The organism is Nocardia jinanensis, from assembly GCF_014645735.1.
Classification (GTDB): domain Bacteria; phylum Actinomycetota; class Actinomycetes; order Mycobacteriales; family Mycobacteriaceae; genus Nocardia; species Nocardia jinanensis.
Genome location: NZ_BMMH01000004.1, coordinates 347,344 through 361,971, shown reverse-complemented (window position 1 = coordinate 361,971; position 14,628 = coordinate 347,344). Strand labels below are relative to the sequence as shown.

Annotated in this window: 10 protein-coding genes; 1 reads left to right on the top strand and 9 read right to left on the bottom strand. The window is 67.0% G+C overall.

Annotation, left to right across the window (positions count from 1 at the left end; all coding sequences use genetic code 11):
• Positions 1 to 1,560: 1,560 nt before the first annotated feature.
• From IEY68_RS12895 to IEY68_RS12880, 4 genes are all read right to left on the bottom strand, one after another.
• Positions 1,561 to 2,613 (bottom strand): fatty acid desaturase family protein, encoded by a 1,053-nt coding sequence (locus tag IEY68_RS12895; protein ID WP_058853958.1) that lies wholly within the window; start codon positions 2,611 to 2,613, stop codon positions 1,561 to 1,563.
• 307 nt (positions 2,614 to 2,920) lie between these two features.
• Complete coding sequence (locus tag IEY68_RS12890) at positions 2,921 to 3,397, bottom strand: DUF5994 family protein (RefSeq protein WP_156426082.1); 477 nt, start codon at positions 3,395 to 3,397, stop codon at positions 2,921 to 2,923.
• A gap of 92 nt (positions 3,398 to 3,489) precedes the next feature.
• The gene (locus tag IEY68_RS12885; RefSeq protein WP_058853960.1) at positions 3,490 to 4,500 is read right to left on the bottom strand and encodes a hypothetical protein; all 1,011 of its coding nucleotides are present in this window, start codon (positions 4,498 to 4,500) and stop codon (positions 3,490 to 3,492) included.
• A 10-nt stretch (positions 4,501 to 4,510) separates the two neighbouring features.
• Positions 4,511 to 5,833, bottom strand: a complete 1,323-nt coding sequence (locus IEY68_RS12880; RefSeq protein WP_082681204.1) for a fatty acid desaturase family protein — start codon at positions 5,831 to 5,833, stop codon at positions 4,511 to 4,513.
• A gap of 135 nt (positions 5,834 to 5,968) precedes the next feature.
• On the opposite strand from IEY68_RS12880, the gene IEY68_RS12875 reads away from it, so the two are divergent.
• Positions 5,969 to 6,700, top strand: a complete 732-nt coding sequence (locus IEY68_RS12875) for a TetR/AcrR family transcriptional regulator C-terminal domain-containing protein (RefSeq protein WP_058853961.1) — start codon at positions 5,969 to 5,971, stop codon at positions 6,698 to 6,700.
• Positions 6,701 to 6,707: 7 nt separating this feature from the next.
• Here the strand turns inward: IEY68_RS12875 and IEY68_RS12870 are convergent, their stop codons facing one another.
• The 5 genes from IEY68_RS12870 to IEY68_RS36755 all read right to left on the bottom strand — a co-directional run bounded on the left by IEY68_RS12870 (position 6,708) and on the right by IEY68_RS36755 (position 14,505).
• Positions 6,708 to 7,478 carry a TetR/AcrR family transcriptional regulator C-terminal domain-containing protein gene (locus tag IEY68_RS12870; RefSeq protein ID WP_058853962.1) on the bottom strand — a complete coding sequence of 257 codons (771 nt, stop codon included), beginning with the start codon at positions 7,476 to 7,478 and terminating at the stop codon, positions 6,708 to 6,710.
• Positions 7,479 to 7,615: 137 nt separating this feature from the next.
• The gene (locus IEY68_RS12865; RefSeq protein ID WP_058853963.1) at positions 7,616 to 8,851 is read right to left on the bottom strand and encodes a vWA domain-containing protein; all 1,236 of its coding nucleotides are present in this window, start codon (positions 8,849 to 8,851) and stop codon (positions 7,616 to 7,618) included.
• Complete coding sequence (locus IEY68_RS12860) at positions 8,848 to 10,095, bottom strand: AAA family ATPase (protein ID WP_058853964.1); 1,248 nt, start codon at positions 10,093 to 10,095, stop codon at positions 8,848 to 8,850. The genes IEY68_RS12865 and IEY68_RS12860 overlap by 4 nt, the downstream gene beginning before the upstream one ends.
• A gap of 61 nt (positions 10,096 to 10,156) precedes the next feature.
• On the bottom strand, positions 10,157 to 11,545 hold the full coding sequence (locus IEY68_RS12855; protein WP_082681207.1) for a hypothetical protein: 1,389 nt from the start codon (positions 11,543 to 11,545) through the stop codon (positions 10,157 to 10,159).
• A 161-nt stretch (positions 11,546 to 11,706) separates the two neighbouring features.
• Positions 11,707 to 14,505: a hypothetical protein gene (locus IEY68_RS36755; RefSeq protein WP_268241624.1), complete on the bottom strand. Its 2,799-nt coding sequence runs from the start codon at positions 14,503 to 14,505 to the stop codon at positions 11,707 to 11,709.
• Between the last annotated feature and the right edge of the window lie 123 nt (positions 14,506 to 14,628).

Here is a 14,628-nt window from a genome sequence, read left to right as displayed (position 1 = left end):
GGCGTCCACACCCTGATCACCAGGTTGGAGCGCCGACTGTTTCTCTGCAAGCTCGCTGTCGTGTTCGAACTTTCCAACCGCACCCCGTTGTGCGGCCGCCCGCCCGTGGAGATCGTCCGCCTTTCCCAACGCTATCCCGGCGGTCGCGTCTTTCAGACGCCTGACCGCCCGGAGACCGATATCGGTGAGGCTTCTCTCTACCGCCATGAGCTCCTCCCCACATCTCCGATTGAACCGGGGCCGCGGAAACGGGCCGTATTTCGCCTGCTCCCACCACCACACGAATTTGATCGAATACTGAGCAGAATCACCCACCAGCAAATCCACGCTAACCGTGTCGTAGCGATTTACTCAACTACGGAGAATGTAAATTCGGGGCGCGCGCGTAGCCACCCACAACCGATAGCTACGCATCGGACCACACCGACAGGCACGGACGGAACGGCAGTGGCCAGGGGGCCACCTACGCAAATAATGCCCTTCACCAGACGTTTCCGAACACGCCACACAGCTGCGGTGACGTGCGTACTCGCTCCGATACCGCAGTCCGTGCACCCGCTCCACCGGGACCACCGTCAGGACGGTTCCCTTTCAGGACTGCACCACCGCGGAATTTACAATTTCCGAACATGAAACAGTGGGAATCCCTCGAGAACGAGGACGATTCGACTTTCCGATACCACCCGAGCGTATTCCGATTTCGGTTACCGGCACCCATTCCCAGCGGGCCGATCCTGACATAATCGGGTGCGTTCTTCCCGTGAACGCGCACGGGCGAACAGCACTGCCACCGCTCGGCTTTCCGCCCGGTGGTCGGTCGCGGATATTCGACCGCCAGGATTCCTCGACGAGGACGAAGTTGTCCTCGACGTTCGAGTCTCAGGCGTCGGTGTCGTAGCAGACCGTCTCAATGGTCTGCGCGTGTAGCAGGATCACTGTGGTATCGGCCGGGTCGGATGCACCGATAACGATCCAGTCGTGCTCGCCCACCCGTTCGGTCGGTCTCGGGCTCGTCCATGGGCCGCAGGTAATGGTCGGCGAGCTCGCTCGCCCGGGGATCAACGCCCGGTTCCCGGAGGACGGGGCGGTCAGCTCCGGACACCGCCGGGCGCGACGACCGGGGGTGCGCACTCCAGGTGGTGGAGCAGCAGGACGGGGGCGTTGTAACGAATCCGCATCGCCTGTCGAAAGATCAAGCGGCGCAGATGTTCAAGAATGATTTGCGGGACTCGAACGATGATCCGTAAGTGGACGCCGTTCGACGACCGGCACCGACAATCGAGAGAGATCGCTATGCCTGGCTTCCTGAAATACATCATCTTTCTGAACATGCTGGGCATGCTCGCCGGCGTCTACTACTGAACCAGCCACCGCGAGGCCGGATTCGGTGGTGGATCCGGCCTCGGGCGATGAAACGCTGACGGGCCGGGCCCCGCATCATCGTTTCTGCGGTCGGAGGCCGACCGGCCTCGAGGGTGAGCACGAATTTCGATGATTCGAGCGAGCGGCTCGAGGAGTCCTCGAGCCGCTCCAGGATCGACCGGGCACGGTGCCCGGAAATCAATCGCCAGCGCGGAGAGGTGCGCCGACCTGATGCAGGTGCCGCAGCGCCTCACGATAGGAGGCGATCAGCCCGGTCTCGTGATAAGGCACACCGATCTCGGCGCAGTAGTCGCGGACGATCACCTGGGCGTGACGCAGATTCGGCATCGGCATACTTGGGAACAAGTGATGCTCGATCTGATAGTTGAGCCCGCCGAGGGCGAGGTCGGTCAGCACGCCACCCCGGACATTGCGAGAGGTCAGCACCTGGCGGCGTAGGTAGTCCGGGCGGTCGTCGCCGGTCAGGGTCGGCATGCCCTTGTGGTTCGGGGCGAAAGCGCAGCCCATGTACAGGCCGAACAGTGCCTGGTGGACAGCGAGGAACGCGAAGGCTTTATCGGCGGGCAGCATCACGAACAAGGCGGCCAGATAGGCGGCGAAGTGGCCGAAGAGCAGCGCACCCTCCAACGCGCGGTGTTTGACCGATCGATTCCTGAGCGCCCGCACGCCCGCCGCGTGGAGGTTCAGGCCCTCCAGCATCAGCAGCGGGAAGAACAGGTACGCCTGTGCCCGCCCGATGAGACGAGTCAGACCTCGGCTGGCCCGGGCCTGGCGTTGTGACCAGACCAGAACGTCGGGCGCGACATCGGGATCGAGTTCCTCGTGGTTCGGGTTGGCGTGATGGCGGGTGTGTTTGTCCTGCCACCAGCCGTAGCCCAGGCCGATGCCGGCGTTGCCGACGACTCGGCCCACGATCTCCGTCGGCCGTCGCAGCCGGAAGACTTGGCGGTGCGCGACATCGTGCATGACCAGCGCGACCTGAGCGAAGGACACCGCCATGAACGCCGCGACCATGAGCGTCCACCACGAATCGCCGACCAGGACGAACGCCGCCCAGCCTGCCACGAACGCGATACCGACGAGGCTGAGCCGAACGGCGTAGTAGACGGGACGCCGGTTCATCAGTCCCGCGGCGGAGATCCGGCGCAGCAAGCGGGCGTAATCGCCGTCGGCGCCGCTGCGCCGCGATGACCGTGGAGATGACTCAGTAGCCAAGGCCGGTGTCGTCATAGATCTTCCTGAGAGTAGGTCGGGGTCCCGCCTCCGCCCGTTCGATGCCCACCGGGCGATATAGATCGGAGATCTGATCCAGCGGGCACTGTTCGGGGCGACGGGTCGGGATGGCGAATTCTATACACCGAAGCTATCGGCCGGATTCTCGTTCGAGGTAATCCCCTGGTATGAGACGGAATCGCACTGCGGTGTGATTTCCGATGCCCGCCGCACCGACCGAGATCCGAGGCTCGCGCGACGATACCGACCACCGTCGGACGCCCCGGCCGGCCACTTGTCGTACCGACACTCGGACCAGGCCCGCTCACCGGCCCCGCCGCGGCGCCGAACGGCGCCTGGCCCTGAGCCACGCTTCGATATCGGGGCCCGCCCCGCCTTCGGAATCCCAGCGCTGCCGGACCGCGCTCATATCGGCGTCCGCGGCCGGGGTGATGAGCCGAAGGGTGAGCGTAGTGCCGGCCCCGGCGATATCGAGCGTGCGCGCGGGCCGATGCCGGTAACCGTCGAGCCGAATCCGCCGTCCGGCGCTTTCCAGTTCCCCTGGCGTGGTCGACCATTCATCGAGGTGATAGATCACGCGCCGGACGTGTCCGAAGCCGGGCTGCAGCACCGTGAACAGACCCGCGAGCTCCGCGACGAGATCCCGGCTGTACGGCCACCACACACCGTCGGCCTTTTCGTCCGCGGCATCCAATTCCAGCCGCAGGCGGCGAGTCGACGACTCCCGCCGACGAGCATCGAACGCGTTCGGTTGTGGCGTGATGATCGATACTCCTGTCACGGCCTTGCTGCGGCCGACCATGGAATTCGGTTCGGGGGCTCGTCCGAGACGTCGGATCGACCGGTCGAGGGATATGCCGGGTCGTACGTCGGCTACGACGGCTCCTGCGCCAATCGCCGGGCCTGCTGTTGAGTGGAGATCAGCGCGAGTGTCGCTTCGGCGCCTTGGTTTTCGTTGCGGCCGGTATGTTCCAGCCCGTCGGAGCAACCGCCGCTGTCCGGGTCGAGTAGCGGAGTGCTGATGTCGTTCACGCCACGAAACCAGGCCTCGCACAGCATGACGGCATCCTTCCAACGCTGGTCGCCGGTGGTGTCGTAGGCACGGGCACAGGCGTCGGCCAGGCACGCGACCTCGACGGGCTGCTGATCGAAGCCGGGCCGAGGTTCCCCGCTCGCCCAACCGTCGATCGGGGTGACGGAGAGGTGATCACCGGCTGTCTCGGTCTCGAGCAGCCAGCGCAACATCGCCAATCCGTCCGCCTGTATACGCTCTTTACCGGGCAGCGAGCCGACCGCGAGCAACGCTTCGGCCAATACAGCGTTCGCATACTCCAGTCGCGGCTCGGGCCAGCGCCAGTCCAACCGGCGCGCCGGTGCACCGATCAGATCCTTTGTATAGTCCAAATATCTACGTGCACAACGGTTTTCCGGATACACGCGCAGGACCTCGGCCGCACCCAGAGCGCCGAATGCCATGGCGCGAGCGGACAGGGGCCGCTGCTCGGCAGCGACCATGAACCGCGCCAGCGCGGTCTGCGCCAGGTCGGGCTTGTGTGCGACCACGGTGCCGAGTGCCCACAACGCCCGGCCCCAATGATCGTCGAGGCTCGGTTCGTCCTGCCAGTGCCCGTCCGATCCGCGCCGATTGTGGCAACGTCCGTCCGGCGTCAGCGCATCGATCACATAGTCGAAATACACCCTGGTGAGGTCGAGCAACGCCGGCGTGGGCTCGGGTTCGCGAACGGCGACGACGAGGCCGCGTGCGACATCGTCTACGCAGTACCCGTATTCGACGAGGGGCTCGGTGAGCCGCGCGTGCTCGAAGATCCCGCACTCGTCACTGAGCCGGAACAGATGCGCGTAGGAGACGGTGACCGTATTCATGAGCACGGCCTCATATCGCTGCCCGACGGAGGTAACCCGCCTCCACAGGGCTCCGGGGAGGTACTCGGAGGCCCGCTGGTTCGGATCCGCACATTTTCACCTTTCTTCGTCCGGCCGGCCTCGACTGCGCCGCTATCGCGCGTAGCGCCGAGCGCAGGCCCCGACGGCCGATCGAGCCGCCGGAGTCGCTGTTGCCGGATTGGTTGTAGCCGTGGAATTTTTTCTCCGAAGCTGTCTCGGGTGCGTTGTCGCTGGTGGCTTTCAAGAAGTTGTCCGGCAGGGCGAGTTTGTGAATGGTGCGCAGGGTCAGCAGGTATTGGCGCAGCAGGGGGCCGGTGGTGTAGGGGAGATCGTATACATCGCACAGCGCCCGCACCCGGTGACTTATCTCGGCGTAGCGGTTGCTGGGCAGGTCCGGGAAGAGATGGTGTTCGATCTGGTAACACAGGTTCCCGCTCAGGAACGCCAGCGCGGGACCGGCGTCGAAATTGGCGGTGCCGAGCATCTGCCGCAGATACCATTCCGCCTTCGTCTCCTCCTCGACCACAGTGGGTGAGAATTTCTCCGCGCCGTCGGGAAAGTGCCCGCAGAAGATCACGAGATACGCCCACAGGTTGCGCACGAGGTTGGCTGTCGCGTTCGCGGCGAGGGTGCGACGCCATCGCCGCCCGCTCAGCGCCGGGAACAGCACATAATCCTTGCCGACCTGTCTGCCGATCTTCCTCACGAACGCCTTGGTCTCCGCGGTCTTCCCCTCGGAGGTGATCGCGCGATCGCGTTCGGAGTACAGATCGTGCAGGGCGATACCCCATTCGAACACCGCCGCCAACAGTAGATTCTGCAGCGGCTGCAATAGCAGCCGCGGCCGCCACGGCTGGTCTCGGGTCACCCGCATCACGCCGAAGCCGATATCCTCGTCCATGCCGACCACGTTCGTGTACATGTGGTGACGGAAGTTGTGGGCGTAGCGCCATTGCGACGACAGCCCGGCCATATCCCATTCCCAGGTACCGGAATGGATTTCGGGGTCGTTCATCCAATCCCATTGGCCGTGACAGACGTTGTGACCGAGTTCCATGTTCTCGATACTCTTGGCCACCGCCAGTCCGGCAGTCCCCAGCGCCCAGCCCGTTCCGCGCCGGCTCACGGCGATGATCAGACGAGAGGCCGCGTCGAGACCCCGCTGCGCGGCGATGGTGCGGCGGATGTATGCCGCGTCCCGAGCGCCCCGCTTCCCCACGATGTCACGTCGGATCGCGTCGAGGTCGAGACCGAGCGCTTCGACATCGGCGGGACTCAGGTGCGCGTAGACACCGACTTCGGTGATTGCCATTGTTCGTACCCTCGAATTGCCGGGTGGTGCGGGGCATGAACCCAGCCATACCCACACCCTAGGCTCGGATACACCGTATGTCTACAGTGTAGAATTACGGTGTTATCAACAACATATGAACAGGCGGAACGTGCGATGAACAGGACGAGGGCCGGCCCGGCCGCCGGCCGTGACCGACCAGACGATCGCAGTGCGCATCCACTGACCCGTCCGGCCATACTGGCCGCCGCGCTCGAGATCATCGACCGCGACGACATCGAGCGGCTGTCGATGCGACGCCTGGGCAGCCGGCTCGGCCGCGACCCGGCGGCACTCTATCGACATGCCGCGAACAAGGCCGCACTTCTCGACGGCGTCACCGAGTTCGTGTTCGAGCAACTGGCCGTCGATTCCACCGACCCCGACTGGCGCCACCAGCTACGCCTCGTCGCGCGGGATTTCCGCAGGCTCGCCGTGGCGCACCCGCATGCGGTGCCGCTGCTGGTCACTCGCTCCCTGGCCACCCCACTGGGCCTGCGGCCACCGGGCACCCTGCGCCCACTGGAACATATTCTGGTCCTGCTCACCCGGGCCGATTTCAGCGAAGGCGACGCTCTGCGCATCTATCGGGCGCTGTTCGGTTTCCTCTACGGGCACGTCCTCAACGAAGTACAGGAAGTCGTCGACCGACCGGAGGAAACCACCGACCTGCTGCGCCTCGGCCTGCAGCATCTACCTATCGGCGAGTTCCCGCTGCTGCGCGGACTCGCATCACAGCTGGCCACCTACGATGGCGTCACCGAACTGGAACGCGGCCTCGACACCCTACTGGCCGGTCTCGCCGCCACCCTCGGCCCGGCCGGGGCACGACGGCAGGACCCGCGATGACGCACCGTCACCGCGCGGCGGGCGCATCATCGGGCCCGGGGAGGGTGGCGCCACCCACCCCGGGTGTTATGGCGGGATACGGCCCGGGCAACGTCGCCGCGAGACCGGCCAGCAGGATGTCGAGTCCACGCTCGAGTTCCACAGCGCCGTCATAGGCCGCCAGCACCGGTGCCAAACCCCGAACCAGCGGGAACTCACCGATCGGCAGCCGATACAACCCCAGCCGCAGCAGATCGTCGGTCTCCTCCGGGCGCTCCACGATCTCCTGCAATTCGTTGAGAACGTGCCCGTAGAGAAAACCGAACAGCGCCCGATAGATGTGCAACGCGTCGACCACGGTGTACCCGACACGTGTGAGAAGCACGAGCATGTCCTCCAGCGGCCGCACCACCGCAGGCGGGCGCTGGCCGAGCGGGGTCGCCAGCGGCCGGGTCACCAGCAGCGGCACCACCCGAGGATGCGCCGAGGCCACCCGCCGGAACTCCCGGGCCACACGACGCACTTCGGCGACCCAATCCGATGCCGTGGGATCGACCGACAATTCCGCGAACACCACCTCCGCGACACCATCGAGAACAGCCGCCTTGTTGGGCACATGCCGGTAGATCACCATCGGATCCCGGCCCACCGCCTCGGCCAGACGCCGCATCGACAACCCGTCGACCCCGTCGCGATCGACGATCGCGAGCGCTGCGCTCAGCACGGCCGCCCGGGTCACCGGGCTGTCCCGGCGACCGGCCGCGGCTTTCCTCCGGTTGCCCGGCGGTTCAGCGGTCACAAAAGCTCCGTTCTTCGAGGCGTACGCGCCCTATGTAGATCTACAACGTTGACACAGCGGCGGGTGCCGCGTCTACTCGCGATCACTGCCCGGCCATCGGCTCCGCAGATCTGCCGGACGGAGAACGGCCGACCACATCAACTCGATACGCCGACTTCGACTACCCGCGCCCATTCCGGCGGTCCCTCCGGACGGTAATCGGGATCGCGTTCACTCCACGAACTCGCCCGCCGGAACAGCCCCACCACCGTCCGGCACCCGGGCCGGCTGCTCGGCCACGGTGTCTGGCCGTCGGTCAATACGACGAGTACATCGGGGCGGGGCCGGGCGCGAAGCGCCTTGCCGAAACCCGTGCGCAGATCCGTACCCCCACCTCCCACCAGGGGTATCCCCTCCGCACGGCACAACGGATGCACGACCCGTGCCGCCGCGTCACACGACAGCACGGTGACGAGGTCCCGGCGCCCGCCCACGGCCCGGGAGATGGCGGCCACTTCGAGCAGCGCGCTGCCCAGTTCGGCGTCGCTGACCGAGCCCGAGGTATCGATGATCACGCTGACCCGAGGTGGGGTGCGCCGCAGGCTCGGCAGCACGGCCCCGGGCACCCCGGCCGAGCGGCGGGCCGGCCGGCCATAGGTGTAGTCCGCGCCGGCACCGGGCGCGGCGGCCGCCGAACGGATGGCCGCTCCGAGTAGATCCCGCCATGGCTGCGGCGGGTGCGACGCCTCCTCCGCCCAGCGTCGCCACCCCTGGGGCGCGTTCCCCGGGCGGCCGATGATGCCCTGCGCCACACGGAATCGGACTGCCTCGTGCTCCTGTTCACTGAGACCGTCCGCACCGTCGGGTCCCAGCTCCCATTCGCGGTCGAGCCCGTCGGCGCCGCTGCCGCAGTCGAGCCAGGCCAGATCGTCGGTATGTGTCCCGAGACGGAACTGGCGCAGGTAGTCCTCCATGAGCTCGCCGTCGGGCAAACCGAGGGTCTCCGGCAGGACAGCTCCCTCGGGCCGGACCAACCCGTCACCGAACGCGTCGTCGTTGATCTCGGCATCGGCGGCGATATTCATCCGCAGCCGTTCCGCCGGACCGGTCAGATCGTGCTCGCGGGCGAATCGGTCGCTCCGGCGGTGATGGTCGCGCAGTAGATGCGATACCTCGTGCACCAGCACCGAGGCGAGTTCCTCCACGGGCATGTAATCCACGAACGCGGGCGAGACGTAGCACCGCCAGTACCGGTCCACACCCATCGTCGGGACTCGCCGCGATTCGACGATGTGCAGCGCGAACAGGGCGGTCGCCAGGTAGGGCCGGGCCCGGACGGCGTGCAGGCGGGCGGCGAAGAGTTTGCCGGAGTCCAGCTCCGGTGAGTTTGTCATCGGCCTGCCTTCGCCGCGACGCGGGCCGCGGCGCGATCCGCACCCTGGGCCACCGACACCATTCCGGCGAGCTCTTCGATCGATGCGGGTACATCCCAGTTGTCCTGCCGCAGCGTGGCAAGGGTCGTCGCGGGGACTACCACCAGATCCGGTGCACCGGATTCCACTGCCTTGACGAGCACCGCCCAGGCCGCGTCCCAGCGAGATTTCGCCGGATGCCGCCGGACCGCCGCCACGACTCCGTCGAGCACGGCTCGGCGCAGGTCACCCCGTTCGGGCAGATCGGCGGCGGCCGGGTCGGCGAGCAGGACCTCGGGGTCCGGGAGGTCCATCCGATCGATGCTGGTCAGTAGTTCGAACCCGGGGCCGTCTCCCACACTCCCCCGGACCAGCAGGGAGAGAACATCTTTGGCGGAGCCGGCCGCCGTGGCGAAGGCGATCAGTCGCAGTGTCATATCCCAGCTACGTGGCGACGGCCAGGCTCCGCCCCGGCGCGTTTCACCGCTGGGCAGTTGATGCACGAGATTGGGGCGGGCAGCGAGCAGCCCACAGACCGCGCTGCGCGCGAAAGCTACTGCCGCAGCGAACTTTTCCGGCTCGAGCCGGGGCAGGGTCGCACGCGGCCAGGTCCCGCCGAGGCCACGGACGACCACGTCGTGGTCGTGGGTCCAGTGCAGATGCACGAATCGGTTGGCCAGCGGCGGGCTCAGCTCCCAACCGTCGGCCGCCGAGGAACGCGGGTTGGCGGCGGCCACGATACGGACGCCGGGCGGCAGCCGGAGTGCACCGATCCGCCGCTCGAGGACGAGGCGGAGCAGAGCGGCCTGTACGGCCGGCGGCGCCGTCGACAGTTCGTCCAGGAACAGCAGGCCGCGGCCGGCCCGGACGAGTCGGACGGCCCAGTCCGGTGGGGCCATCGGGACACCGTGCTCCGCGGGGTCGTCGCCGATGATGGGCAGGCCCGAGAAGTCCGACGGCTCGTGCACACTCGCGATCACAGTGGTCAGCGGAAGATCCAGAGACTCGGCGAGTTGGGTGAGGGCCGCCGTTTTGCCGATCCCCGGTTCACCCCAGAGGAGTACCGGCAGGTCGGCGGCCACAGCCAGCGTCAGGGCCTCCAGTTGGGTATCGGGACGGGGTTCGGTGGTCACCTCGCCGAGCAGAGCCAGCAGCTCGCCGGCGACGTCGAGTTCGGAGGTGTGCGCTCGGTCGGAGACGGGAGCGCACTTCGGGTAAATAGGCATGTATGAATCACCTTCGGGTCGAGAAGAATCGAGTGGGCGTGGCGTGAATACGCGATATCGGTCAGCGGGAGCAGGAGTTTCGCGGGTGCGCGCGGTGATCGCGACGACGAGTGGGCTGCATCCGGGTGGGTCCGGTTCCGGCCAGACCGGCCCTGAACAGTCCATAGGTGATCCGCTGTTGCGCGGAGCTCTCCAACTCGTCGCGTAGCGGGCCGTCGCGTAGCACCGCGCCGGGGCCGAGCAGGCCCTCGACGACGGCCAGCGCGCCGGCGATATCGCCGTGGTACAGACGTTCCCGGACGCCGGCGAGACAGTCGGGATGACGATGGGCTCGATCGATGGCCTGTAGGCACGGCAGCGGGGTGCCGGTCAAAGCGACCAGCAGTTCCTCTCGCCGGATCTCGGCGGGGTCGTGATCGAGCGCGGTCAGCGCACCGTCGACCAGCCCGATCCGGTGCTGCTCACCTCGGCACACCACCAGATGCGCACGGTCCAGCGGGCCGGTAGTCCGGGACGGACGAGCCGGCGAACAGCCCGGCACCAGCGCCGAAGCGACCAGTGGATGCAGCCCCTCGGCCGCGATCGCCCCGGCACGGATCAGTTCCAGATCGGGCGGCAGCCAGGTCGCCGCATAGGGTAGGACCGGCAACGCGGATATCCCACCCCGCGGATACGACTGCGCGATCCGCAACGCGGGCGGCTCTTCGCCGTCCGCGGCCAGCTCCGCAACCACCTCCTGCCGTGCCCCGAACCGCACCCGCAACTGGCCGGTTTCCCGTCCTTCGGCACGCAGCAGAACCCGTGCCTCGGCCACCAATCGGTCGACGGCGCAACCATCGGGCACGATCGCCCGCAGCCCGGGATCGACACCACCCGGATCGGTGGATTGGGCTGCCCCGGAACGTATCCGAAGATCACCGGCTTTGCCGGCGTCCCAGAGGTGGCGGTGGAGATCGAGCCGGAAACGCCGGTTGGGACGGGGATGCGGATGCACGCCGGCACCGGAGCCTGTTCCGTCCCACAGTGCGAGGCCGATTCGCTGACCGGAGTCCGCCCAGGCCGGCGGGGTCCGAACCACCAGGTGTACGGAATTGCGTCCGCCGCAGGGTCTTCGAGTATCCAGCGGGCCGTATCGGGCCAGCGTGATCGTCAGGCCCGGCCGCAGCAATCCGTCGGGAGCGATCCTGGGCAGGTGCCACCGCAGCAGATCAGGAGCGAGATGGCGAAGATCGGCACGGACCTGATCCGCCACCTCCCGGCCGTGCTCGCGGGCCGGCGACCGCATATCGATATCGGTATCGAAACCTGCTGCGGCACATGCCCCGGCCCAGTCTCCGACGCTTCGCCGGGCGGTCGCGGTCTCGATCATGGCGGGCGGCACGGCGAACTCACGCACGCGCAGCCAGAAGGAAAGGCGGGAATCGTCACTGTTCGTATTCGGGGTGCGCATCAGCACTCACCTTGTACGAACAGGACCCCCGATCTTTGATCAGTACGAGTAGTCATCGGGTCGATCATATCGCCCCGCGACCATCGCGGCCATCCGCTCGGCGGGCGAGCTCGGACGAGTACGTGGCAATGTCGGCCCGGCCATCGACTCCACGGCACCGATCAGACGAGCGTAGTTGTGTCACCGGCCTGGTCAGCAGTCGTCGGGACGGCAGCACCGGCCGCCCGCTCCTCCGGTGTGGGCGGTTCGATACCGCGTGGATGCCCGAAACCCGCGAACCGCCCGAGTTCTCCTGCCCCGTCGGCCATCACAGAGTCGACCGGCGTCAATCGGCCCTTGATGACGATCTCCACGACGCCGCCTTCCGGATCACCTTCCGTACGCTGCACCCGTGCGATCCCCGACCCGTTATCGAAGGTGACGACGTCACCGCTCATCAGATCGTACGGGTCGACCGGTTCCAGTTCCTTCACATCGGACCACCTCGCGTGCGTATCGGCGTACGCGGCCTTCGCGTCGGTACCGCTCTTGTTGCCATATGCCATATCGAAGGCATGGGCAACACTCGCGGAAACCCACTCGATGACACCGTCTGCCTCATGGGTGTAGGTAATCCCTTCGTCCTTGTCCCGTCCCCGAGGAGCAGGCGACGACACCGGCTGTGGCGCGGTCTCACCGGTCTCCCGGTCGGCCGGTGTGGCTGCTGTCTCCTCCGCCACAGGCTGGTGGGGCCATGGTGTGGTGGCCGGCCTGTCAGCGGAGGGCGGCGCGGTGGGATGTTGCGTTCCTCGAGATGAGCCGGAATCGTGGTCCCGGCCGGGACCGTGCTCGTCGTACTCACCTGGATCGCTGTCGGCGAGGCCGGGGTCCTGCAGATTCGACAGCATCAACGGCAGCATCAGACTGGAAGGATCGAGTCCGCTCCCCCCGGCGAGCTGAGCTCCCGACGGTGGCTGAACCGTCGCGTAGTCCGGCTGGGCTGTCGGATTGCCCGCAGTACGCGTAATCCCCTCGGCGGAATCGTTCGAGGAGGCGCCGCCGGCACCGGCGCCGGAAACAAGATCGGTGCCGGAACTCGCATCGGAAACGGTGCTACTACCGGAACCGGTGCCGAGACCGCTCTCAGCACCACCCCCGGAACCTATAACACCAGCAGGGGCCGCGGCACCAGCAGGGGCTGAGGGGGCCGCGGGGGCCGCGCCACCGCCAGAACCCACAATTCCAGCTCGCGCATCGTCGGTACCGCCAGAACTCCCATCGCCGGCCGCGCCGCCAGCCGCATCATCAGCCGCATCGCCGGCCGCGCCGCCAGCCGCATCGCCGGCCGCGCCGTCGGCCGCATCATCAGCCGCATCGCCGGCCGCGCCGCCGGCCGCATCATCAGCCGCATCGCCAGCCGCATCATCAGCCGCATCATCAGCCGCATCGCCGGCCGCGCCGTCAGCCGCGCCGCCAGCCGCATCGCCGGCCGCACCAGAACCGTTATTGCCGGCATCAGCACCGGCGGCACCAGCAGAATCCTCATCACCAGTTTTGGTTTCAGCATCGGCAGTATCGGGATCGACAACAGCGCTGATACCGAAACCGGTAGCGACCGCAGCGACCCCGACACCAGTGGCGATAGCAACATTCCGGGTGCTGCGGCCCGAATGGGAACCCGACCCACCACCAACACCCGACGTCGCACCAGAACCCGCAACCGACCCACCACCAACACCCGAGGTCCCACCAGAACCCGCAACCGACCCACCACCAACACCCGAGGTCCCACCAGAACCCGCAACCGACCCACCACCAACACCCGAGGTCCCACCAGAACCCGCAACACCTGGCTCGCTCACGCCTCGGGGCGTGTCCGCCTCATCTGCAACAGCAACTCTGCGGCTGCCGCCCGGGGTGCTACCGACCGAATGCAGAGCCGACACTTCTGTTCTTGCCGCATTCTGCTGACGTTCCTGGTCCCTTCTCGCGTCCCGCTCCTGCCGCTCCCGGTCCCTCACCTCCTGGTTCTCCCGCCGCTCCTGCTCCCTTTCCCGACGTTCCTGGTCCCTTCTCGCGTCCCGCTCCTGCCGCTCCCGGTCCCTCACCTCCTGGTTCTCCCGCCGCTCCTGCTCCCTTTCCTGACGTTCCCGTTCCTTCGGCACCTCGTTATCCAGCCGCTGGATCTCTTTCTCCAGCCGCTTCTGCTCCTTCGCTTGTTCGCCCACCATCCAATCCACGTTCCTGCGTGCTTCTGTCAGATCCCGCAGCTCCCTTGCGGCTCGGTCGTCATGGGGGGTCTCCAGATCTCGCCAGCGCGGCTCCGGCGCCACTGAGTTTCCGGGATCTGCAGCGCTGAGAACCTCATGACCGCCGTCCGCGGTGGTGTCACCCCGCAACCGCCGCAGCTCCCCACGCAGTTGCTCTCGCCGGTCCTTCAGCGCCTCGATGCGCTCCCGGGCCGCACGCCGCCGATTCTCCGAATCCCGCAGTTCCCTGACGGCCTGATCACTGTTGCGGACCTCCCATCGCTGCACGCCGAGGTCTTCGCGACGTGCGATATGCCGATCCAGCGCCGCTGTGAGCTCACGGTGTTCCTGTTCGGCCTCCTCCAGCTTGCGGATCAACCCCTCCCGCGCATTCGGACGGGCGTCCAACTCGCGTCCGAGCGTCCATCGCTTCCGTTCGAGTTCTCGCAGCGAGGACCGCATGATCAGCTCTTCGCTCAGGTCCCGCACCGCCCTCCCGGCCGCCGAGACCGCGTGCGCGTCCGCGCCGCGATAGTCCCTGTCCAGAACGTGGCGCTCGATCTCCTCGCGGGACAGCTCACCGGTCTCCGCGAATATGCGAGTACCCCTGACCTGCCCACCGGCAGTGGTGCTGAGATCGTGTGCCGCCCCACGGGCCCATCTGGTGGCCACCACGTCGAGCCGCCGGCGTATGCCCTGACCGAGTTCGATCAGGTTCCTCGCTACCAGCATGGGTTCCCCCTGGACGTCGGGCCGATTCGAGGGACACCGAGGAGGGGCCCTGACTCGAGGCGAATGGTTCGGCGGCATTCCCGCTCGTTCGGCGCAAGCCGTTAAGTACCACGGATACCGGAC

What these genes read in the sequence shown, in the direction of transcription:
- IEY68_RS12895 (WP_058853958.1), bottom strand. Translation starts at nt 2,613, where the DNA reads ATGACGACACCGGCCTTGGCTACTGAGTCATCTCCACGGTCATCGCGG.
- IEY68_RS12885 (WP_058853960.1), bottom strand. Translation starts at nt 4,500, where the DNA reads ATGAATACGGTCACCGTCTCCTACGCGCATCTGTTCCGGCTCAGTGAC.
- IEY68_RS12880 (WP_082681204.1), bottom strand. Translation starts at nt 5,833, where the DNA reads ATGGCAATCACCGAAGTCGGTGTCTACGCGCACCTGAGTCCCGCCGAT.
- IEY68_RS12875 (WP_058853961.1), top strand. Translation starts at nt 5,969, where the DNA reads ATGAACAGGACGAGGGCCGGCCCGGCCGCCGGCCGTGACCGACCAGAC.
- IEY68_RS12865 (WP_058853963.1), bottom strand. Translation starts at nt 8,851, where the DNA reads ATGACAAACTCACCGGAGCTGGACTCCGGCAAACTCTTCGCCGCCCGC.
- IEY68_RS12860 (WP_058853964.1), bottom strand. Translation starts at nt 10,095, where the DNA reads ATGCCTATTTACCCGAAGTGCGCTCCCGTCTCCGACCGAGCGCACACC.
- IEY68_RS12855 (WP_082681207.1), bottom strand. Translation starts at nt 11,545, where the DNA reads ATGCGCACCCCGAATACGAACAGTGACGATTCCCGCCTTTCCTTCTGG.
- IEY68_RS36755 (WP_268241624.1), bottom strand. Translation starts at nt 14,505, where the DNA reads ATGCTGGTAGCGAGGAACCTGATCGAACTCGGTCAGGGCATACGCCGG.